A 22,655-nucleotide genomic window follows, 5' to 3' on the forward strand; every position below is an offset into this window, starting at 1 on the left:
TTTATTTAGATTTAGTTTTTCCTGTCCATTTACGGTAGCCGCCTTTAAGCTGATACACTTGTTTGTAGCCGCGTTTATAAAGCATAATTGCTGCACGGTTACTACGTTGTGCTGTTTGGCAGTATAAGTAAACTGGTAAATCTTGACGAATTTCTGTTGTCCGGTTTTTCATTTGTGTAACTGGGATATTTCTAGCTCCAAGAATATGTCCAGCATCGAATTCATTTGGCTCGCGAACATCAATTAATTGTGCTTTACGATAACCTTTTTTAAATTCTTCTTCTGTTAAAACTTTTACTGCTTTGCGTCGCATTACAAACTGGTAAATTTCGTATCCTAAAAGAATAACCAGAATGATAATTGCTATAATCCAACTAATCACTTGTGTAGACCCCTTTCATCCTGAAAACTGCTTTTTTTAAAGCATACTTTTCTATTATAACTTATTTTTTGCCACCATCAATCACTTTGAAGGAAGATTTTCGTTTTTTCTTTGTTTTTTTCTTCGGGTTATGCATGTTTTTCGATTGTTTCACCGCTTTTTGGTAATTACTGTCAGTTTTTCTATTCGTGAAAAGTCGCAGTAGGAGGGTGAAAATAAGTGTCCCAATTAAAACGGAGACAATCAGGATGAAAAATGATTTAAAACCACCCATTAAAAGCCCTATACCAACAAGTGCTAGTAAAACAATAGCAATGAGGGGATACTTCTTCAAATTAATCCACTCCTATTCTAAAAGTTCCAGATTATCCGGTTCAACTACATCTATTGGTGCACCTTCTTTTTCCACTCGTAAAAGCTCATTAAAGGATGCAATGGCAACCTCAACTTGATCATCGGACGGTTCTTTTGTTGTAAGAAGTTGTAGCCATAACCCTGGAACGCCTAAATATTTAAGGACAGGGATATTTCGACATTTATTAGTTAATTGAAGTACCTCAAATGCTACACCAAGCACGACAGGAATAAGCAAAATCCGATTGACCACTCGAAGCCAAAGAGGGTCGGTTGGTACTAACAAATAAATAAACATACCAACAATAACCGTAAATAAAATAAAACTGCTGCCACAACGATAATGCAGTCGCGATTGTTTTTGTACATTTTCAACTGTTAAAGGTAAATTTTCTTCGTAACAATTAATCACCTTATGCTCAGAACCGTGATATTGAAAAACTCGTTTAATAATAGGGGTCTGAGAAACCGCAAAAATATAGGTTAATAGAAGAATTAATTTAAAAAGACTCTCTAAAAATACTTGGGCCGTATCACCTGGAACGATTGGACGGAATAATTCCGCTAAAAACACAGGGATGAGCGTCATGACAAATTTAGCAAAGACGAAAGATAAAATACCGATGACGGCAACGCCAAGCCACATCGCGACTTTCGATTCTTTTTTTTCAATTTTTTCTTCTTCCACTGGATTATTTGGATCTTCGTCATATCGGTCTGTCGCAAAAGCGAGGTGTTTGGAACCGATAGCGCTAGATTCAATTAATGCAACAATACCTCTTAAAAAAGGGATTTTCTTCATACGCATAACCCAAACTGGGCTATTTTTTTCTAAATAAAAATATTCTAATGAACCATCTATACGTCTAATTGCTGTCACGGTCTTTTTTTTGCCGCCAAACATGACGCCTTCAACTACAGCTTGACCGCCATATGATGGTACGTTTTGTTTGCTCAAAGTTTTCACCAGCCTATTCATGTTTACTAATATGTTATTTTACGCTAAAAATAGTTTTTCGTATAGCGCAAAACGCCTAAAAAAAGTTATTTTTTCTAAATTGTGATAAAATAGTTTCGAACGCGTCTAATAATGCGATTTTTGCGCGACTAAAATTTGATAAAAGTGGGGGAATAAAAATGTCTAAATTAACTAAAATTCAAGAAACGCTTGGCAAGGAAAAGATAGAAGCAGTTCTTGTCACAAGTGAGTTTAATAGAAGGTATGTATCTGGTTTCACTGGGACAAGTGGTGTGGCGCTAATTTTACCTGAAAAAGCTTATTTTGTAACAGATTTCAGATATACAGAACAAGCAGCAAAACAAGCAGAAGGATATGAAATTGTACAACATACTGGTCCAATTTTTGATACAGTAGAAGATTTATTAATTAAAAACGATACAAAAACACTACATTTTGAAGCAGATTATGTGACTGTATCTGAATTTAAACAAATGGAGCGCGTATTTAATCGTCAATTAATCCCACTTACTGGCTTCTTTGAAGAAATGCGTAAAGTGAAAACAGCGAGTGAACTAAAAGCAATCCGCACAGCTTGTGATATTGCTGATGCAGCTTTTGCACATATTATTCAATTTATTAAACCAGGTATGGCTGAAATCGAAGTATCTAATGAGCTAGAATTCTTTATGAGACGTGCTGGAGCTACTTCCTCATCGTTCGATACAATCGTTGCATCCGGAATTCGTTCTGCATTACCACATGGGGTTGCTTCGGATAAGAAGATTGAAGTTGGCGATTTCGTTACAATGGATTACGGTTGTTACTATGATGGTTACTGTTCAGATATGACAAGAACAATCGCGGTCGGTGAACCTGCTGAAAAATTAAAAGAAATATACCAAATCACTTTAGATGCCCAATTGAAAGTAATTGATAGCTTAAAACCAGGAATGACTGGAATTGAAGCAGATGCTATTGCACGTGATTATATTTCTTCTTTTGGCTATGGCGATGCATTTGGACATTCTTTGGGACATGGTATTGGACTAGAAATTCACGAAGGACCTAATTTATCCTTTAAGAGCCCTCAAAAACTGGAAGTTGGACATGTTGTTACAGATGAACCAGGAATTTATTTACCAGGAATCGGTGGAGTTAGAATTGAAGATGATCTATTAATTACAGAAACGGGTAACGAGATTCTAATTCATTCACCAAAAGAATTAATTATTTTATAAAATTCCTTTGTAACTTTGTGCGTTTTATGGTTAAATAAGGAAGAATGAGCAGTTTTAATATGCTCCAAATAAAGATACTTTGCAAATTACAGGAGGAAAAACATGATTTCAGTAAATGACTTTAAAACAGGGTTAACAATAGAAGTAGATAATGGTATTTGGCGTGTGCTAGATTTCCAACATGTAAAACCCGGAAAAGGAGCAGCCTTCGTTCGTTCCAAATTACGTAACCTTCGTACAGGTGCAATCCAAGAAAAAACATTCCGTGGTGGCGAAAAAGTAGCAAAAGCGCAAATCGACAATCGCAAAATGGCCTATTTATACGCAGATGGTACAAATCATGTATTCATGGATAATGAGTCTTATGAACAAATTGAACTTCCGGAAGACCAAATTGCTCATGAGCTTAAATTTTTAAAAGAAAATATGGAAATTAATATTATCATGTATCAAGGGGAAACAATCGGTATTGATTTACCTAACACAGTAGAATTAGTTGTTACTGCAACTGATCCTGGAATTAAAGGTGATACGTCTTCTGGTGGTTCTAAACCCGCCACTCTTGAAACTGGTCTTGTTGTGCAAGTACCGTTTTTCGTTAATGAGGGAGACAAACTAGTTATTAATACAACCGAAGCAGCGTATGTTTCTCGGGCGTAAGCAAGAATCGTTTACTACAGCTGGAGTTAATTCTTCAGCTGTTTTTCTATTTATCAGCGCTTCCAGTACACCTTTTGAATAAAAAGTATGGTACAATAAGGACAATGCGTGATTCATGCAATTTTTTATTTTTAGTATTATTAAGGAGTGTAAATGGTATGTTATCAATAGATGAAATTAAACAGCTAATCGAGCTGATTGACGAGTCAACCCTAGATGAGTTTGAGTTAGAAACGAAAGATAGTAAGATTTTGCTTAAAAAGCATAAAACGGTTGTTGCTACAGCGGTACAAGAAGCTCCAATTGCTGTCGCACCAGCACAAACAGCGCCAGTAACACCAGCAGCCGCTCCTCAAGTAGAAGCAAGTACAGCTGAAGATGTGAACCTGGAAGTAATTACATCTCCAATGGTCGGGACTTTTTATGCATCCGCTTCACCAGAAGATGCTAATTTTGTTAGCGTTGGCTCTAAAGTATCCGCGCAATCCGTTGTATGTATTGTAGAAGCAATGAAATTATTCAACGAAATTACTGCTGATATCGATGGAGAAATTGCAGAAATTCTTGTTTCGAGTGGTGAATTAGTCGAATTTGGACAACCACTCTTCAAAGTTAGAAAAAAATAAGGGGTCGAAAAACATGATTAAAAAAGTACTGGTAGCGAACCGTGGAGAAATCGCTGTCCGTATCATTCGCGCTGCAAAAGAACTTGGAGTGGAGACAGTGGCGATTTATTCGGAAGCAGATAGAGAAGCGCTACATATTCAGCTGGCGGATGAAGCTTATTGTGTAGGTCCCGCGGCAACAAAAGATAGTTATTTAAATATGTCAAACATTATTAGCCTTGCTGTTTTAACGAACTGTGATGCTATTCATCCTGGCTATGGTTTCTTAGCCGAAAATGCAGATTTCGCTGAGTTATGCGAAGACTGCAATATTACTTTTATCGGGCCAAGCGCTTCCGCTATTTCGCAAATGGGAACAAAAGATGTTGCCCGTGAAACTATGCGTAAAGCAGGTGTTCCAATCGTTCCTGGTTCACAAGGAATCGTTGCCGATGTGGAAGATGGTAAAAAAATCGCCAAAAAAATCGGTTATCCGGTGATCATTAAAGCAACAGCTGGCGGTGGCGGTAAGGGTATTCGTGTAGCAGAAAATGAAGAAAAATTAATCTCTGGTATTCATACGACGCAACAAGAAGCAGAAGCAGCATTTGGAGATCCAGGCGTTTATCTTGAAAAATACATTCAAGATTTCCGCCACGTAGAAATTCAAGTACTTGCTGATAACCATGGTAACGTGATTCATTTAGGAGAGCGTGATTGTAGTATTCAACGTCGCTTGCAAAAGCTAATTGAAGAATCACCATCACCTGCCATTGATGAAAAAACACGCCAAAAAATGGGTAAAGCGGCCGTTAAAGCTGCCAAAGCCGTGAATTATTCTGGTGCAGGTACAATTGAATTTATTTATGATCATCATGAAAATAATTTCTACTTTATGGAAATGAATACTCGTATCCAAGTAGAACACCCTGTAACGGAACTTGTTACCGGAATTGATTTAGTCAAACAACAATTTTTAGTTGCTTCAGGTGAAGAGCTACAAATTAAACAAGCAGATGTGAAATTAACAGGTTGGGCAATGGAGTGTCGTATTAACGCTGAAAATCCGGAGAAAAACTTTATGCCAGCTCCAGGAGAAATTAAATTTTATCTTCCTCCAGGTGGCTTAGGCGTTCGAATTGACTCGGCAGCATATCCAAACTACAAAATTCCGCCATATTATGATTCGATGATTGCTAAAGTAATCTGTTATGCAGAAACACGTGAAGAAGTTATTCAAAAAATGAAACGAGCGTTGTCTGAATTTGCCATTGATGGCATTCCTTCAACCATTCCATTCCATTTACGCGTGTTAGATAATGATGTATTTTTATCAGGCGACTTCAATACAAAATTCTTGGAGCAAAATGATGTAATGAATCTTTCTAAGGAGGGCTAAATAATGGCTTATACAAAAGATTTGCGAAAACAAAATGATGCACCGCTCGGTAAAATTGAGATTGCACCAGAAGTAATCGGCGTAATCGCTGGACTGGCTGCAAGTGAAATTGAAAACGTTGCTTATATGCAAGGTGGCTTCGCGACAGAAATGCGCGAAAAATTCAGTGGTGCTGTAAACTACCGTAAAGGCGTAAAAGTAGAACTAACCGAAGAAGGAATTCTAATCGAACTTTATTGTTCAGTCTTATTTGGCGCAACAATTCCACTTGTTGCTCAAAATATTCAAGATGCTGTCAGAGATACCATTTTTAATATGACTGGTTTAAATGTACTCGAAATCAACGTTCATATCGTTGGCGTACAATTTGAAAAAACAGAAACACTTTCCTTCGATGATTTTGAGCTATAAAATTCAAGGAACAAAAGGAGCAGCTTTAACATGAAAAGAAGAGAGGCGCGCGAGAAAGCACTTCAAGCACTATTCCAAATAGAGCTAAACGAAATGTCGCTAGATCAAGCTATTAAAAACATCATGGAAGACGAGCAAGACGACTATATGGAAAAATTAGTCGAAGGTGTAATGGCGAATAAAGCTGAAATTGATGCTATTATTGAACCTAACTTAGACAATTGGCGTATAGATCGTTTGAGTAAAGTAGATTTATCTTTACTTCGCTTGAGTGTTTATGAGATTAAGTACTTGGATGATGTGCCAAATAGAGTTAGTTTAAATGAATCCATCGAAATTGCAAAAATTTACAGCGATGAAAAATCAAGTAAATTTATTAATGGCGTACTTGCTAATATTGCACCGGAAGATAAATAAGCTTGATTGAGTGCAAGGGAACTCCCTTGCACTCCCTTATTTCGTGATTTTTTAAGAATAATTACGTGCAACTTATTTTTAAAGGGGGCAATACTCATGGGAGAAATTATTGATGGCAAAAAGTTAGCAAAAGAAATTCAAGAAAAAGTAACAAGAGAAGTAGCAGAATTAGTAAAAGAAGGTAAGAAACCAGGTCTTGCTGTTGTGCTCGTTGGCGACAATCAAGCATCTCGTACATATGTAAGAAATAAACAAAAACGGACAGAAGAAGCGGGGATGAAATCCGTTTTAATTGAACTTCCAGAAAATGTAACAGAAGAAAAATTACTATCTGTTGTAGAGGAGCTTAACGAAGATAAAACTATTCATGGCATCCTCGTGCAGTTACCATTACCAGAACACATTTCAGAAGAAAAAGTAATTGATACTATTAGCTATGACAAAGATGTTGACGGTTTCCATCCAGTGAATGTAGGTAATTTATTCATCGGAAAAGATTCTTTTGTTCCTTGTACACCTGCAGGGATTATTGAACTTATAAAATCAACCGGCACTCAAATAGAAGGCAAACGCGCTGTCGTTATTGGTAGAAGTAATATCGTAGGGAAACCAGTAGCCCAATTACTGTTAAATGAAAACGCGACAGTAACCATTGCGCATAGCCGTACAAAAGATTTACCACAAGTAGCGAAAGAAGCGGATATTCTTGTTGTAGCAACAGGTTTAGCTAAATTTGTGAAAAAAGACTATATCAAACCAGGTGCGATTGTTATTGATGTTGGCATGGATCGCGACGAAAATAATAAGTTATGCGGTGATGTTGACTTTGATGACGTAGTAGAAGAAGCGGGATTCATTACGCCAGTACCAGGTGGCGTTGGCCCGATGACTATCACGATGCTACTTGCGAACACATTAAAAGCCGCAAAACGCATTTGGAAAATGAATTGATTAATTGGATGTGAAATGATGGAGCAAGATAAATATTTGACGGTAGCAGCAATAACCAAATATATCGAAAAAAAGTTTGAAGTAGATCCCTACATGAAGCAAGTTTTTGTGCGTGGTGAAATTTCAAACTTAAAACAACCAGCAAGTGGACATCTATATTTTACGGTAAAAGATGAATTTGCAATGCTTCGTTCTGTCATGTTTCATAAAGCAGTTCAAAAAATCGGTTTTGTTCCAGAAGACGGCATGAATGTCCTTGTCACAGGAAGAATTGGTGTTTTTACAAAAGCTGGGCGCTATCAGTTTTATGCAGAACATATGGAACCGGATGGTGTCGGAGCTCTGTATATTCAATTAGAGCAATTGAAAGCACAATTAGAAAAGGAAGGGCTTTTTGCGGAAACGCATAAAAAAGTGCTTCCTTCTTTCCCGTCCAAAGTCGCTGTCGTTACATCCAAAACTGGTGCGGCTGTTCGTGATATTCTAACCACCATTCATCGAAGAATGCCTTCTGTGGAAGTGATTGTTTATCCAACTATTGTTCAAGGGGAAAAAGCAGCTCAAAAAATTGTCGAAAACATTGGCAAGATTAATCAGCGGAACGATATTGATGTCATGATTATTGGGCGTGGTGGTGGCTCGCTTGAAGAACTATGGGCATTTAATGAAGAACCCGTTGTTCGAGCAGTATATGATTCGGATGTGCCGGTAATTTCTGCTGTCGGACATGAAACTGATTTTGCATTAAGCGATTTTTCTGCAGATGTACGAGCTGCAACGCCAACTGCGGCGGCAGAACTTGCTGTCCCAGATTATCGCGATTTAGAAGAACGATTAGCAGAACGTAAATACCGTTTGCTCGCGGTTACCAGACAAGCATTAGAAAGAAAAGAACGGTCACTAGAGCAACTTAAACAACACTTGATTCTAAATGGTCCGAAACATCAATTAGAACAGCAAATGGAACGTACAGATTATTTTTCCGAACGATTAAATAATGCTTTTTCTAAACAAATATTTGTTAAGCAAACAGCTTTTGACCGGTTAAATGATCGGCTACATTATTACCATCCGAACAAAGAAATTGAACTTCAAAAAGAACAAATGACATTGCACCTTCAAGCGTTGGATAAAGCGATGAAACAACTTTTGAAAGACAAACAACAATCTTTCTTTAGGCAAGTAGATGCGCTAGAACATCTGAGCCCTCTTTCTTTATTGAAACGAGGATTTGGTGTAACGTATAAAGAGAATACACTGGTCAAATCCGTACAGGAGCTTGAAGTCGGTGATAATATTCAAGTGAAAATGCAAGGCGGACATATAGATGCACTCATTACCGCGAAGGAGGAAGATATAAGTGGCAACTAAAAAGAAAACTTTTGAAGAAGCAATTGCAGAATTAGAAACAATCGTAGAAGCACTCGAAAATGGTAGTGCCTCACTTGAAGATTCTCTCGATATGTACCAAAAAGGAATCGAACTAACAAAATTGTGCCAAGATAAATTACAATCAGCCGAAAAACGAATGGCAAAAGTAGTCACAGATGCAGGAGAAGAAATTCCTTTTGAAGCGGATGGTGAATAAATTTGCAAGATTTAACCCTTTTTTTAGAACAATATAAAAAAGTGATTGATGAGTCGCTTTTTAAAGAAATAAACGAGCGAAATATCGAACCTAGACTAAAAGAGTCCATGTTATATTCTATTCAAGCAGGCGGGAAACGGATTCGTCCAATGCTAGTTTTCGCTACGCTTCAAGCTTTAAAAGTAAATCCGCTTTTAGGTGTAAAAACCGCAACAGCGTTAGAAATGATTCACACATACAGCCTTATTCATGATGATTTACCAGCAATGGATAACGATGATTATCGTCGAGGCAAGTGGACTAATCATAAAGTTTTTGGCGATGCAACTGCGATTTTGGCAGGAGATGCTTTACTAACGCTCGCTTTTTCTATTTTAGCTGAAGACGATAATTTATCTTTTGAGACACGCATTGCTTTGATTAACCAAATTAGTTTTAGTAGCGGTGCAGAAGGAATGGTTGGTGGTCAACTTGCAGACATGGAAGCGGAAAACAAACACGTGACGCTAGAAGAGTTATCATCCATTCATGCACGAAAAACGGGTGAATTATTAATTTATGCTGTAACCTCTGCAGCAAAAATTGCGGAAGCTGATCCAGAACAAACGAAACGCTTACGAATTTTTGCAGAGAATATTGGGATTGGATTTCAAATTAGCGACGATATTTTAGATGTAATTGGTGATGAAACGAAAATGGGTAAAAAGACAGGGGCCGACGCTTTTCTGAATAAAAGTACCTATCCCGGATTACTCACGCTTGATGGGGCAAAAAGGGCATTAAATGAGCATGTTACGATTGCAAAGTCAGCGCTTTCAGGGCATGATTTTGATGATGAAATTCTCTTGAAACTTGCTGATTTAATCGCACTTAGAGAAAATTAATCATAATTATCTAGTAATTTCAAAATTTTTTCACATATATAATTCAAATTGATTTGCTTTTCCTAAAATACCGTGTTATACTAATGTAAGATTATTTTTGTGGGTGAAAGATACGATTGTGAACAACTTTCCATCTCGTGCCGTTAAGCAAGAATAGTAAATAATTAGTGTGCATAACACACGAGGAGGAACATGAACATGGAACAAGGTACAGTAAAATGGTTTAACGCAGAAAAAGGATTTGGTTTTATCGAACGCGAAAACGGTGACGATGTATTCGTACATTTCAGCGCTATCCAAGGCGACGGATTCAAATCTTTAGACGAAGGTCAAGCAGTAACTTTCGACGTTGAAGAAGGCCAACGCGGACCTCAAGCAGCTAACGTTCAAAAAGCGTAATTCTATTTTTTGAATAAGAAAAAGCAAATCATTTCGGTGATTTGCTTTTTTATTTGTCTAAAATTATTTTACCTTGTTTGGTTTAATGGCGATTGTTTGCTATAATAAGAACAATTAATCGAGAAAAAAGACCTTGCACGCATTCATGCGAGTGGCTCTTTGGAAAGTGAGTTGTTTTTATTTGGATCTTTTAAAGATAAAGGATCCTTCCTTTATGAAGCGATTGGATATACAAGAATTAGAAGCACTTGCAGCGGATATTCGCGCTTTTTTAATTACTTCTACTTCTAAATCAGGTGGGCATATTGGTCCGAATCTTGGTGTGGTAGAACTAACGATTGCGTTGCATTATTCTTTTAATAGTCCAAAAGATAAATTTATTTGGGATGTTGGTCACCAGTCATATGTGCACAAAATCCTAACTGGAAGGGCGAACCAATTTGGTACTTTACGCGAGCACGGGGGGCTAGATGGATTTCCAAAGCGGAAAGAATCTATTCATGATGTATTTGAAACGGGACATAGCTCAACTTCTTTGTCTGCTGCAGCCGGAATGGTCATTGCGAGAGATATTAAAAAAGAAGATTTTTATGTTATTCCGATAATCGGTGATGGTGCCTTAACTGGCGGAATGGCTTTAGAAGCCTTGAATCACATAGGCGATATGGGAAAAGATATGATAGTTATTTTAAATGATAATGATATGTCGATAGCGCCAAATGTGGGAGCAATCCACAACATACTTGGAAAATTAAGAACCTCCGATACATCTAAGCAAACAAAAACCAATGTCGATGGTGCTTTTTTTGAAGAGCTTGGGTTTATGTACTTGGGCCCGATTGATGGGCATGATATAGAAGAGGTTATTACTAACTTGGAATTAGCAAAACGCGCAAAAGGGCCTGTGCTGCTCCATATCGTTACGAAAAAAGGTAAAGGGTATCAGCCGGCCGAATTAGACTCTCGTGGCACCTGGCATGGTACAGGGCCTTATAAAGTCGAAACAGGCAGCTTTATTAAGCCGGCTAAGCGTGCAGCGTCATGGAGTTCAGTTATTAGCAATGAATTAATACGTTTGGCAGAAATGGATGAACGGATTGTTGCGATAACTCCGGCGATGCCAGTTGGCTCTAAATTAGAAAAATTTGCGAAAGCTTTCCCAGAACGTTTTTTTGACGTTGGGATTGCGGAACAGCATGCGACAACAATGGCAGCTGGCTTAGCGACACAAGGGATGAAACCATTCCTTGCTATATATTCCACTTTTTTACAAAGAGCCTATGATCAGTTAGTTCATGATGTTTGCCGGCAAAAGTTGAATGTTGTCATTGGAATTGACAGGGCCGGACTTGTTGGCGCTGATGGCGAAACACATCAAGGTATCTTTGATATTTCATTTTTAAATAGTATTCCAAATATGACTATTAGCATGCCAAAAGATGAAGTAGAAGCTAGACAATTAATGGATACTGCGTTTTCGTATAATGATGGGCCGTTTGCGATTCGCTATCCACGCGGGGAAGCTCCTGGTGTTCAAGTAGTAGAGTCTAATACACTTATACCAATCGGACAGTGGGAAACAATCATTCAGCCGCTTGATGCCGTTATTTTAACCTTTGGCCCTACCATCGAGCTAGCGCTAAAAGCAGCTGAACAATTAGAGATAGAAGGATACCGCGTTGGAGTAATTAATGCTCGTTATATTAAACCATTAGACGAAGCACTGTTACACAAAATCTTAAAGCAAAAAATTCCAATTTTAACAGTAGAAGAATCGCTATTAAAGGGTGGATTTGGTGCGAGTGTGTTAGAATTTATAGAAGCGAATAATTATAGGGATGTTATAATGCATCGAATTGGTTTACCAGACGAATTTATTAGCCACGGTTCTGTATCCATAATTTTGGAATCGTTTGGCATATCAACAACTGGATTGGTATTAAAAATAAAAGAAATGCTCGCGCAAAGCGGGAAGTTAAGGGCGAAGAGACTATGACAATTAAAAAAGAACGCGCAGATATTCTGCTAGTAGAACAAGGACTATTTGAAACAAGAGAAAAGGCAAAACGTGCAATTATGGCAGGAATTGTTTACCGGAAAGAAGAACGTGTAGATAAACCAGGAGAAAAAATCCCTATTGATAGCGAACTCCAAGTAAAAGGAAAGCAAATGCCTTATGTTAGTCGCGGCGGATTAAAGCTAGAAAAAGCCTTGCAAGTATTTGATTTTGAAGTGAAAGACAAACTAATGCTGGATATTGGAGCATCAACTGGTGGGTTTACGGACTGTGCTTTGCAAAATGGAGCAAGACATTCTTATGCACTGGATGTTGGTTATAATCAGCTTGCATGGAAACTTCGCAACGACGACCGCGTCACCGTGATGGAAAGAACTAATTTTCGTCATGTAAAACCAGCTGATTTTGCAGAAGGTTTAGCTGATTTTGCAACCATTGATGTGTCGTTTATTTCACTCAAACTAATTTTACCAGTACTTAGAACTGTGCTTGTAACCGGTGGCGATGTGATGACACTGATCAAACCACAATTTGAAGCAGGTCGAGAGCAAGTTGGTAAAAAAGGGATTATTCGTGATCCAGCAGTACATGAATCGGTAGTCGAACATATTGTTCAATTTGCGCTTGATAATGGTTATGACATGATGGGACTAGATTTTTCACCTATTACAGGTGGAGAAGGAAACATCGAATTTATCGCACATCTTAAATGGACTGGCGAGGAAACTGGAATAAGTCATTTGGAACCAGATGCGATTGCGAAACTTATCACAAAAGCACATACAAAATTAGATAAATAATGTATACCGGAAAGCATTGATGTTTTCCGGTTTTTGCTTTTACCATGCCATTTTGGCTCATTTCGAGATGTATTTTCTATGTATAAAGTATTAAAGAAACTTTTCTTGCATAAATTTGCACTAAATCCGTGACTTTATGCGTTTTTTCGGATAAGATGTAAGTAGAAAATTATCGTGAGGTGAAGAAGGAATGAATAAAGGTCATCGTCATATTATTATTCGAGAATTGATTACATCTAATGAGATTGACACGCAAGAAGATTTAGTAGAACTTCTGTTAGAACGCGATGTTAAAGTCACCCAGGCAACTGTTTCCCGTGATATTAAAGAACTGCATCTTGTCAAAGTTCCAACACAAACAGGTGGCTACAAATATAGTCTACCTGCCGATAATAGTTTCAACCCACATCAAAAACTAAAACGCGCTTTGATTGATTGCTTTATTGGCATTGATAATGTGCAATTTATGATTATTTTAAAAGTAATGCCTGGAAATGGAAACTCGGTTGGTGCATTAATCGATAACTTGGACTGGCCAGAAAAAGCTGGAACTATTTGTGGAGATGACACTTGTTTAATTATTTGTCGCTCGGAAGAAAATGCGAAAACATTAACAGATCGTTTTATAGATATGCTTTAAAAATTGTTGGAGGTGAAAGATTTTGCTTCAAGAAATGACAATTAAAAACTTTGCTATCATCGAATCGCTTTCTTTAACTTTTCAAGAAGGGATGACGGTACTTACGGGGGAGACCGGCGCTGGTAAATCAATTATTATTGATGCGCTTGGTCTTCTTGTTGGCGGACGCGGATCAGCTGATTTTATCCGTCACGGAGAGGAACGTTTAGAGCTTCAAGGGCTTTTTGCGCTAGCAGAGGATAACCTTGCTTGCCGAAATGCTTTAATAGAAAATGGTATAGATGCTTCGGATGATATGGTTGTACTAGAACGCAGTCTGTTTCGCTCGGGAAAAAATAGTTGCCGAATCAATGGCAAGCTTGTAACTACTGTTCTCTTGCGCCAAATTGGCTCGAAATTAATAGATATCCATAGTCAGCATGAACATCAGGAATTGATGAATGAGGAGTTTCATTTATCATTACTTGATCGATTCGCTTCTGACAAAATCAAGCCAGCACTAACCAAGTACCAAACTAATTTCAAAGAATATCAAACAATTGAGAAAGAATGGCAAAATTGGACAAAAAATGAGCGAGAATTAGCACAACGTCTTGATATGCTCCGTTTTCAACAACAGGAAATTGAAAATGCCAATTTGCAAGCTGGTGAAGAAGATCGTTTGTTAGAACAAAAAAATATCTTAGCCAATTTTGAAAAACTTAACGAAAATTTACAAGGCGCTTATGCGGCGATTCAAGGCGAGCCAGGTGGACTTGAATTCGTTGGGGAAGCGATGCGTCAAATGGAGACAGCTGCAAGTATTCATACGGATTATAAAGCAGTTAGTGAAGCAATTTCTTCTAGCTACTATATGTTAGAAGATAGCATGAGCCAAATCAGACAGTCACTTGATCAGCTCGAATTCCAACCAGAAGAACTTAATCAAATTGAATCGCGTTTAAATGATTTAAACCAATTGAAACGCAAATATGGTAAAACAATTGAAGATATCATCCAGTATGAGCAAGAAATAAGTAGCGAAATGGAAAAACTAACGGATAGTGAATCGCATGTGGGTCATTTAGAGACAAAATTAGCCACACTCAAAACAGAACTAACAAAACAAGCGGCTACGCTCACTGATATCCGTAAAAAAGCAGCTGTCACATTAGAAAAACAAATTAAACAAGAATTAAATCAACTTTATATGGAGAAAGCCATTTTTAGTGTGCGTTTTGAAGCAAACAAAATGGAACTAACAGAATTGGGACAAGATAGCGTCGTCTTTTATATGTCAACAAATCCAGGAGAACCATTAAAACCATTAGCAAAAATTGCTTCTGGCGGAGAGTTATCCAGAATGATGTTAGCTTTAAAAACCATTTTCTCTAGACACCAAGGTATTACATCAATTATTTTCGATGAAGTTGATACCGGAGTAAGTGGACGCGTTGGTCAAGCGATTGCAGAAAAAATTTATGCTGTTTCAGTCGGCTCGCAAGTACTATGTATCAGTCATTTGCCTCAAGTAGCAGCAATGGCGAACCACCATTACTACATTACAAAAAAAGTCCAAAATAAACGTACAACGACTTCCGTTACAGTGCTTAAAGGAGTAGAAAAAGTAGAAGAAATCAGCCGAATGATTGCTGGTATAGAAGTCACTGAACTAACAAAACAACATGCAAAAGAAATGATTGAACAAGCGGAAAAAGTAAAACAAACGTATTAAACAAACGAAATTGCTTGCATATCGAATAGTTTTTGCTTAAAATGAATAAGGTAGAAATTATTACCTGGTCATAAAAACAACTACTAATTCGAAATGCGGCTTTTTTGTGCGATAAAGGAGTTTTTTTATGACAAAAAGCAGATTTTTTTCAGATGTAGCAGAAACGAGTTCATTTGTTTTTGCAGTTGCCGGCGCAGATGATGAGGTGGTATTAGAAACCATTCGTCTTGCATTAAAACAAAAACTAGGTAAATTTCTTTTATTTGGTAAGAAAGAAGACAAAACCTTAACAGCCAACGAAAGTGTTACGTGGATTCAAACTGATACCGCAGAAGCTGCAGCGCAGGGTGCCATTTTAGCTGTAAAAAATAAAGAAGCAGACATTTTAGTAAAAGGATTCATCCCAACAGCTACACTGATGCACCACGTATTAAAAAAAGAAAATGGCCTTCGAACTGACCAATTATTAAGTCAAATTGCTATTTTCGACATTCCGACGTATCACAAGCCATTATTAATAACTGATTGTGCCATGAACGTAGCACCAAAAACAAAGGAAAAAATTGCTATCACAGAAAATGCCTTAGCCGTAGCTCATCAGATTGGTATCACCAACCCTAAAATTGCTTTACTTAGTGCAGTAGAAGAAGTGACTGCAAAAATGCCATCTACATTGGAGGCGCAGGAAGTAGTACAGCATTTTGGAAACCAAATATCCGTCTCAGGTCCGCTAGCTCTCGATGTAGCTATTTCCAAAGAAGCGGCTCTCCATAAAGGAATTACGGATAGTTCAGCGGGAGAAGCAGACATATTAATTGCTCCTAATATTGAAACAGGAAATGCACTTTATAAATCATTAGTCTACTTTGCTGGAGCTAAAGTAGGTAGTGCAGTGGTCGGAGCAAAAGTACCTATTGTTATTTCCTCAAGAAATGATTCACCGGAAAACAAATTAGCTTCATTCATACTAACTGTAAGACTAGTTGAGAAATGATGAAATAATGTGAATAGACGGACTTTAACAATCTGAATGCAAAGGCTTTTATTTGATTACAGCCTACGTGTTACAATAGTCCATGGGAAAATGATAACCTACCGCATTTTTCACAATTAAATTTGGAGGAAAGCAAATGTCTTTTGATGTTTTAACCATAAATCCAGGTTCCACGTCTACCAAGCTCGCGGTTTACCAAGGCGACAAAGTACTTTTTGAAGAAACAGTCAGACACACAATGCAAGAACTAGCCGACTTTAATAATGTACAGGAACAATTTGATTTTAGGTGGCAAGTTCTACGTCGAGTGATGGATGCACATGGTTATGATGTAAAGAAATTACAAGCGGTAGTTGGAAGAGGTGGCTTACTTCGACCAGTTGCCGGCGGTACATATATGGTTACAGAAAAAATGATAGATGATTTAAAAGAAAATAAATACGGAGAGCATGCTTCGAATCTAGGGGCAATGCTTGCAAAAAAATTAGCAGATGAACTTACTATACCTAGTTTTATTGTGGATCCGGTTGTCGTGGATGAAATGCAGGAAATTGCAAGGATATCGGGTAATGCCTTCGTTACTAGAAAAAGTATTTTTCATGCATTAAATCATAAAGCAGCAGGTCGGAAAATTGCCAAAGAGCTAGGAAAAGATTATGAAAAAATGAATTTTGTTATCGCGCATCTTGGCGGTGGAATTTCAGTTGCCGCTCATCGGCAAGGAAAAGCGGTGGATGTGAATAATGCCTTAGATGGGGACGGCCCTTTTAGTCCGGAACGTTCTGGTTCTTTACCGATGAATGATTTTCTAGAAGCATGTTTTAGCGGTAAATGGACGAAACGCGAATTGCATGAACTGATTGTTGGTCGTGGTGGGATGATTTCATATTTAGGAACTAACAGCATGCTCGAGGTGGAAGCTAAAGTACAAGCAGGTGAGGAGAAAGCTATCGAAGCTTTTGATGCTATGGCTTATCAAGTTAGCAAAGAAATTGGCGCATGTTCCGTTGTATTGCAAGGTAAAGTTGACGCCATAATTTTAACTGGTGGGCTTGCCAGAAGTGAACTTTTTACAAGCAAAATTATTGAGCAAACAAACTGGATAACCAGCGTAATTATAGAACCTGGAGAAGATGAATTAGAAGCATTAAATAGCGGAGTGCAACGCGTGCTCGCTGGTCTTGAGAAAGAAAAAGAGTACTAAAAGGAGGAGATAATGTGGCAAAAGAATATGATGTAGTTATTCTTGGCGGAGGAACTGGCGGTTACGTCGCAGCAATTCAAGCAGCTAAGAATGGCCAGAAAGTAGCCGTCGTTGAAAAAGGGAAAGTTGGAGGAACGTGTCTTCACCGTGGGTGTATTCCAACGAAAGCGTTATTACGTTCAGCGGAAGTTCTACAAACGGTAAAAAAAGCAAGTGAATTTGGTATTTCTGTAGAAGGAACTGCCGGAATCAATTTTTTACAAGCACAAGAACGAAAACAAGCAATAGTAGATCAATTAGAAAAAGGTATTCACCAATTATTTAAACAAGGGAAAATTGACTTGTTTGTAGGGACGGGAACTATTTTGGGACCATCAATTTTTTCACCAACAGCTGGAACAATTTCAGTTGAATTCGAAGATGGTTCTGAAAATGAAATGCTAATTCCTAAAAACTTAATTATCGCAACTGGGTCCAAACCGCGCACATTAAGCGGTTTAACAATCGATGAGGAACATGTTTTATCATCTGACGGCGCGCTTAACCTAGAAACTTTACCAAAATCAATTATTATTGTTGGCGGTGGGGTTATCGGAATGGAATGGGCTTCGATGATGCATGATTTCGGTGTAGAAGTTACGGTGCTAGAATATGCAGACCGAATTTTGCCAACAGAAGATAAAGAAGTGGCCAAAGAATTAGCAAGACTTTATAAAAAGAAAAAATTAAACATGCATACATCTGCTGAAGTTCAAGCAGCTAGTTATAAAAAAACAGATACTGGTGTGGAAATTAAAGCAATCATTAAAGGCGAAGAGCAGACTTTCACAGCAGATAAAATTCTTGTTTCAGTTGGTCGTTCTGCTAATACAGAAAACATCGGCTTACAAAATACAGATATCGCGACCGAAAACGGCTTTATCCAAGTAAATGATTTTTACCAAACAAAAGAAAGTCACATCTATGCGATTGGAGACTGCATTCCAACGATTCAACTCGCGCACGTTGCAATGGAAGAAGGAACAATTGCAGCCAACCATATTGCCGGAAAAGCAGCCGAAAAACTTGACTACGACTTAGTTCCCCGCTGTATTTATACTTCTACAGAAATCGCAAGTGTCGGTATCACAGAAGAACAAGCAAAAGAACGGGGTCATGAAGTGAAAAAAGGCAAATTCTTCTTCCGTGGTATCGGGAAAGCGCTCGTTTACGGAGAATCAGATGGCTTCATTAAAATTATTGCAGATAAAAAAACAGACGATATCTTAGGCGTGAGCATGATTGGACCGCACGTTACGGACATGATTAGCGAAGCCGCTTTAGCACAAGTTTTAAATGCAACGCCGTGGGAAGTGGGCAACACGATTCACCCGCACCCAACTTTATCAGAAAGTTTTAGAGAAGCTGCCCTTGCTGTGGATGGCAATGCAATTCACGGTTAATACAGCTTTAAAGGAGGAACAAAAATGACTTTAAAAGAAGCAGGTTTAACAGAAGATAAATTAATTAAAATGTATGAAACAATGCTAATGGCGAGAAGACTAGACGAGCGTATGTGGTTGCTGAACCGTTCTGGGAAAATTCCTTTCACCATTTCTGGACAAGGACAAGAAACTGCACAAATTGGCGCAGCGTTTGCCTTTGATTTAGATAAAGATTACGCATTACCATATTACCGTGATTTAGCGGTGGTGTTAGCATTTGGGATGACAGCGAAAGACATTATGTTATCCGCGTTCGCTAAAGCAGAGGATCCAAACTCTGGTGGACGTCAAATGCCAGCTCATTTTGGTCAAAAATCAAATCGCATCGTGACACAAAGTTCACCAGTAACAACGCAGTTCCCGCATGCAGCAGGTATTGGTCTTGCAGCGAAAATGGCCGGTGATGAGATTGCAATTTATGCTTCAACGGGTGAAGGATCTTCTAACCAAGGAGATTTCCATGAAGGAATCAACTTCGCATCTGTACATAAGTTGCCAGTTGTTTTCGTGATTCACAATAACCAATATGCCATTTCCGTTCCAGCATCGAAACAATATGCTGCAGAAAAACTATCCGACCGAGCAATCGGTTATGGTATCCCAGGGGAACGTGTGGATGGCACAAATATGGGTGAAGTATACGCGGCATTTAAACGTGCAGCAGATCGTGCAAGAAACGGCGAGGGCCCCACTTTAATTGAAACAGTTTCTTACCGATTCACACCGCACTCTTCTGATGATGATGACAGCAGTTATCGTTCCAGAGAAGAAGTGAACGAAGCAAAAGGAAAAGATCCACTGACAATTTTCCAAACAGAATTACTCGAAGAAGGTTACTTAACAGAAGAAAAAATCGCTGAAATCGAAAAAAATATTGCAAAAGAAGTTAACGAAGCAACCGATTACGCGGAAAGTGCAGCATACGCTGAACCAGAATCATCTTTACTTTATGTATATGATGAAGAAGCGAATAGCTGATTAGGAGGGAATTTGAATGCCAGTCATTTCATATATTGATGCAATAACCATGGCGCTTAAAGAAGAAATGGAGCGCGATGATAAAGTATTTATTTTAGGAGAAGATGTTGGGAAAAAAGGTGGCGTATTTAAAGCGACTGCTGGTCTATATGACGAATTTGGTGAAGACAGAGTACTTGATACACCACTTGCTGAATCTGCCATTGCCGGAGTTGGAATTGGCGCGGCGATGTATGGCTACCGCCCAGTTGCAGAAATGCAATTTGCTGACTTTATTATGCCAGCTGTCAACCAAATCATTTCAGAAGCTGCCAGAATTCGGTACCGTTCTAATAACGATTGGTCTTGTCCAATGGTTATTCGCGCACCTTTTGGCGGCGGGGTACACGGGGCACTTTACCATTCACAATCTGTTGAAAAAGTGTTTTTCGGACAACCTGGTTTGAAAATCGTTGTTCCTTCTTCACCATATGATGCAAAAGGGCTTTTAAAAGCGGCGATTCGCGATAATGATCCAGTGCTTTTCTTTGAGCATAAACGTGCGTACCGCTTGCTGAAAGGCGAAGTGCCAGAAACTGATTATATCGTTCCAATCGGCGAAGCAAATGTTGTTCGTGAAGGTGATGATATTACAGTAATTACTTACGGACTTGCGGTTCAATTTGCCCAACAAGCAGCAGAACGTTTAGCAGCGGAAGGCGTAGAAGCACATATTCTTGATTTACGGACAATCTATCCACTAGACCAAGAAGCAATTATTGAAGCAACGAAAAAAACAGGTAAAGTACTTCTTGTAACGGAAGATAACAAACAAGGAAGTATTATCAGTGAAGTGGCAGCAATCATTTCGGAGCATTGTTTATTTGACTTAGACGCACCGATTGCTAGACTCGCAGGACCTGATACCCCAGCGATGCCTTTTGCTCCAACAATGGAAAAACATTTTATGATCAATCCAGATAAAGTGGCGGATGCAATGAAAGAATTAGCGGAATTTTAGACCCGTTTTAAAATAAAGGAGTGAAGACCCGTGGCAGTTGAAAAAATCACCATGCCCAAATTAGGGGAAAGTGTAACAGAAGGAACGATTAGTTCATGGTTAGTTAAACCAGGCGATACAGTAGAAAAATATGATGCTATCGCGGAAGTTTTAACAGATAAAGTAACAGCTGAAATCCCATCATCCTTTAGTGGCACTATCAAAGAAATTTTAGCAGAGGAAGATGAAACACTAGAAGTAGGCGAAGTTATTTGTACCATCGAAACAGAAGAGGCTGGTAGTTCAGAGCCTGTAGCTGAAGCAGAACAAACAGAACCAAAAACTCCAGAAAAACAAGAAACAAAACAAGTGAAATTAGCAGAAGCACCAGCCAGTGGAAGATTTTCACCAGCGGTACTGCGTATTGCTGGAGAAAACAATATTGATTTATCAACCGTAGAAGGCACAGGTAAAGGTGGCCGAATTACAAGAAAAGATTTACTTCAAGTAATTGAAAATGGTCCAGTAGCTCCGAAACGCGAGGAAGTGAAGTCTGCTCCACAAGAAAAAGAAGCGACGCCAAATCCTGTACGTTCAGCAGCAGGTGACAGAGAAATCCCAATCAATGGTGTAAGAAAAGCGATTGCTAAACATATGAGCGTGAGTAAACAAGAAATTCCGCATGCTTGGATGATGGTGGAAGTAGATGCAACTGGTCTTGTTCGCTATCGTAATACAGTTAAAGACAGCTTTAAAAAAGAAGAAGGTTATTCATTAACTTATTTCGCCTTTTTCATCAAAGCCGTTGCACAAGCATTGAAAGAATTCCCGCAACTTAACAGCACGTGGGCAGGCGATAAAATTATTGAGCATGCGAATATCAATATTTCGATTGCGATTGCAGCTGGCGATTTATTGTATGTGCCAGTTATTAAAAATGCGGACGAAAAATCCATTAAAGGTATTGCTCGCGAAATAAGTGAACTAGCTGGAAAAGCGCGTAATGGTAAACTGAGCCAAGCCGATATGGAAGGTGGGACTTTCACTGTAAATAGTACTGGTTCATTTGGCTCTGTTCAATCAATGGGGATTATTAACCACCCACAAGCCGCTATTCTTCAAGTGGAATCCATTGTTAAGCGCCCAGTAATTATTGACGATATGATTGCTGTACGAGATATGGTCAACCTATGTCTATCCATCGATCATCGTATTTTAGACGGCTTACTAGCAGGTAAATTTTTACAAGCAATTAAAGCCAATGTCGAAAAGATTTCTAAAGAAAATACAGCGTTGTATTAAAAATGTTTTAATCTAGGTTTAGCGGGTATTGTTTAGTACATCTAGATCCATACCCCTAAACTCCCTAGATGTCTTGGGTAGTACTCTCGGGTGCTGCTCTTTTTTTGAGGAGAAAAATAAAAAAAGTCTGAACCAAATCGGCCCAGACGTTGGATATTTATAAAAACATTAATACCCCGGTTAAAACACTTGATAATACAATCGCGATTAACATTAAAATAACGACAACGCGAACTACTTTTTTATTAGTCATTGCGGAAGAAAACTCCTCTCATAAAGCATTTCAGATATATA

25 protein-coding genes are annotated in these 22,655 nt (G+C 38.4%); 21 read left to right on the plus strand and 4 right to left on the minus strand.

Annotated features, from left to right (window positions below):
* Nucleotide 1: 1 nt before the first annotated feature.
* The 3 genes from CKV70_RS06855 to CKV70_RS06865 form a co-directional block, all read right to left on the minus strand.
* Complete coding sequence (locus CKV70_RS06855) at nt 2-382, minus strand: rhodanese-like domain-containing protein (RefSeq protein WP_003722478.1); 381 nt, start codon at nt 380-382, stop codon at nt 2-4.
* A 61-nt stretch (nt 383-443) separates the two neighbouring features.
* Complete coding sequence (locus CKV70_RS06860; protein WP_003732264.1) at nt 444-716, minus strand: AC76 family protein; 273 nt, start codon at nt 714-716, stop codon at nt 444-446.
* Between the two features lie 12 nt (nt 717-728).
* Entirely contained in the window at nt 729-1,694 is a 966-nt protein-coding gene (locus tag CKV70_RS06865) for a DUF1385 domain-containing protein (protein ID WP_014600806.1), read from the minus strand.
* 179 nt (nt 1,695-1,873) lie between these two features.
* Between CKV70_RS06865 and CKV70_RS06870 the strand changes: the two genes are divergently transcribed.
* The 21 genes from CKV70_RS06870 to CKV70_RS06970 all read left to right on the plus strand — a co-directional run bounded on the left by CKV70_RS06870 (nt 1,874) and on the right by CKV70_RS06970 (nt 22,361).
* Entirely contained in the window at nt 1,874-2,935 is a 1,062-nt protein-coding gene (locus tag CKV70_RS06870; RefSeq protein ID WP_003722481.1) for a M24 family metallopeptidase, read from the plus strand.
* Nucleotides 2,936-3,037: 102 nt separating this feature from the next.
* Entirely contained in the window at nt 3,038-3,595 is a 558-nt protein-coding gene (gene efp, locus CKV70_RS06875; protein ID WP_003722482.1) for an elongation factor P, read from the plus strand.
* 158 nt (nt 3,596-3,753) lie between these two features.
* The gene (gene accB / locus CKV70_RS06880; protein ID WP_003722483.1) at nt 3,754-4,221 is read left to right on the plus strand and encodes an acetyl-CoA carboxylase biotin carboxyl carrier protein; all 468 of its coding nucleotides are present in this window, start codon (nt 3,754-3,756) and stop codon (nt 4,219-4,221) included.
* A gap of 13 nt (nt 4,222-4,234) precedes the next feature.
* Nucleotides 4,235-5,599, plus strand: a complete 1,365-nt coding sequence (gene accC / locus CKV70_RS06885) for an acetyl-CoA carboxylase biotin carboxylase subunit (RefSeq protein WP_003722484.1) — start codon at nt 4,235-4,237, stop codon at nt 5,597-5,599.
* Between the two features lie 3 nt (nt 5,600-5,602).
* Complete coding sequence (locus CKV70_RS06890) at nt 5,603-6,010, plus strand: Asp23/Gls24 family envelope stress response protein (RefSeq protein WP_003722485.1); 408 nt, start codon at nt 5,603-5,605, stop codon at nt 6,008-6,010.
* Nucleotides 6,011-6,040: 30 nt separating this feature from the next.
* Entirely contained in the window at nt 6,041-6,427 is a 387-nt protein-coding gene (nusB, locus tag CKV70_RS06895) for a transcription antitermination factor NusB (protein WP_012581364.1), read from the plus strand.
* A 96-nt stretch (nt 6,428-6,523) separates the two neighbouring features.
* Complete coding sequence (folD, locus tag CKV70_RS06900; RefSeq protein WP_003726249.1) at nt 6,524-7,378, plus strand: bifunctional methylenetetrahydrofolate dehydrogenase/methenyltetrahydrofolate cyclohydrolase FolD; 855 nt, start codon at nt 6,524-6,526, stop codon at nt 7,376-7,378.
* 18 nt (nt 7,379-7,396) lie between these two features.
* Nucleotides 7,397-8,749, plus strand: a complete 1,353-nt coding sequence (gene xseA, locus CKV70_RS06905) for an exodeoxyribonuclease VII large subunit (protein ID WP_010990104.1) — start codon at nt 7,397-7,399, stop codon at nt 8,747-8,749.
* Nucleotides 8,739-8,966, plus strand: a complete 228-nt coding sequence (locus CKV70_RS06910) for an exodeoxyribonuclease VII small subunit (RefSeq protein WP_003722489.1) — start codon at nt 8,739-8,741, stop codon at nt 8,964-8,966. Before xseA ends, CKV70_RS06910 begins: the two co-directional genes overlap by 11 nt.
* Nucleotides 8,967-8,968: 2 nt before the next feature.
* Complete coding sequence (locus CKV70_RS06915; RefSeq protein WP_014600808.1) at nt 8,969-9,850, plus strand: polyprenyl synthetase family protein; 882 nt, start codon at nt 8,969-8,971, stop codon at nt 9,848-9,850.
* A 198-nt stretch (nt 9,851-10,048) separates the two neighbouring features.
* Nucleotides 10,049-10,249 (plus strand): cold-shock protein, encoded by a 201-nt coding sequence (locus CKV70_RS06920; protein WP_003719639.1) that lies wholly within the window; start codon nt 10,049-10,051, stop codon nt 10,247-10,249.
* A gap of 166 nt (nt 10,250-10,415) precedes the next feature.
* Nucleotides 10,416-12,245, plus strand: coding sequence for a 1-deoxy-D-xylulose-5-phosphate synthase (gene dxs / locus CKV70_RS06925; RefSeq protein ID WP_003733809.1), 1,830 nt, complete (start codon nt 10,416-10,418; stop codon nt 12,243-12,245).
* Nucleotides 12,242-13,066: a TlyA family RNA methyltransferase gene (locus CKV70_RS06930; protein ID WP_014600809.1), complete on the plus strand. Its 825-nt coding sequence runs from the start codon at nt 12,242-12,244 to the stop codon at nt 13,064-13,066. The genes dxs and CKV70_RS06930 overlap by 4 nt, the downstream gene beginning before the upstream one ends.
* A 190-nt stretch (nt 13,067-13,256) precedes the next feature.
* A complete protein-coding gene (ahrC, locus tag CKV70_RS06935; RefSeq protein ID WP_003722493.1) occupies nt 13,257-13,706 on the plus strand; it encodes a transcriptional regulator AhrC/ArgR in 450 nt (149 codons plus the stop codon).
* A 22-nt stretch (nt 13,707-13,728) separates the two neighbouring features.
* Nucleotides 13,729-15,420, plus strand: coding sequence for a DNA repair protein RecN (gene recN, locus CKV70_RS06940; protein ID WP_014600810.1), 1,692 nt, complete (start codon nt 13,729-13,731; stop codon nt 15,418-15,420).
* A gap of 127 nt (nt 15,421-15,547) precedes the next feature.
* The gene (locus CKV70_RS06945) at nt 15,548-16,414 is read left to right on the plus strand and encodes a phosphate acyltransferase (RefSeq protein WP_003732271.1); all 867 of its coding nucleotides are present in this window, start codon (nt 15,548-15,550) and stop codon (nt 16,412-16,414) included.
* A gap of 136 nt (nt 16,415-16,550) precedes the next feature.
* Entirely contained in the window at nt 16,551-17,618 is a 1,068-nt protein-coding gene (gene buk / locus CKV70_RS06950) for a butyrate kinase (protein WP_003722496.1), read from the plus strand.
* Between the two features lie 14 nt (nt 17,619-17,632).
* Nucleotides 17,633-19,060 carry a dihydrolipoyl dehydrogenase gene (gene lpdA / locus CKV70_RS06955; RefSeq protein WP_014600811.1) on the plus strand — a complete coding sequence of 476 codons (1,428 nt, stop codon included), beginning with the start codon at nt 17,633-17,635 and terminating at the stop codon, nt 19,058-19,060.
* A 24-nt stretch (nt 19,061-19,084) separates the two neighbouring features.
* Complete coding sequence (locus CKV70_RS06960; protein WP_003722498.1) at nt 19,085-20,080, plus strand: thiamine pyrophosphate-dependent dehydrogenase E1 component subunit alpha; 996 nt, start codon at nt 19,085-19,087, stop codon at nt 20,078-20,080.
* A gap of 16 nt (nt 20,081-20,096) precedes the next feature.
* Nucleotides 20,097-21,080: an alpha-ketoacid dehydrogenase subunit beta gene (locus CKV70_RS06965; RefSeq protein WP_003722499.1), complete on the plus strand. Its 984-nt coding sequence runs from the start codon at nt 20,097-20,099 to the stop codon at nt 21,078-21,080.
* A gap of 30 nt (nt 21,081-21,110) precedes the next feature.
* Nucleotides 21,111-22,361: a dihydrolipoamide acetyltransferase family protein gene (locus CKV70_RS06970; protein ID WP_014600812.1), complete on the plus strand. Its 1,251-nt coding sequence runs from the start codon at nt 21,111-21,113 to the stop codon at nt 22,359-22,361.
* Between the two features lie 157 nt (nt 22,362-22,518).
* On the opposite strand, the gene prli42 is transcribed toward CKV70_RS06970, so the two are convergent.
* Nucleotides 22,519-22,614 (minus strand): stressosome-associated protein Prli42, encoded by a 96-nt coding sequence (gene prli42 / locus CKV70_RS06975; protein ID WP_003722501.1) that lies wholly within the window; start codon nt 22,612-22,614, stop codon nt 22,519-22,521.
* Between the last annotated feature and the right edge of the window lie 41 nt (nt 22,615-22,655).

The organism is Listeria monocytogenes (assembly GCF_900187225.1).
In the GTDB taxonomy this organism is placed as follows: Bacteria; Bacillota; Bacilli; order Lactobacillales; family Listeriaceae; genus Listeria; species Listeria monocytogenes.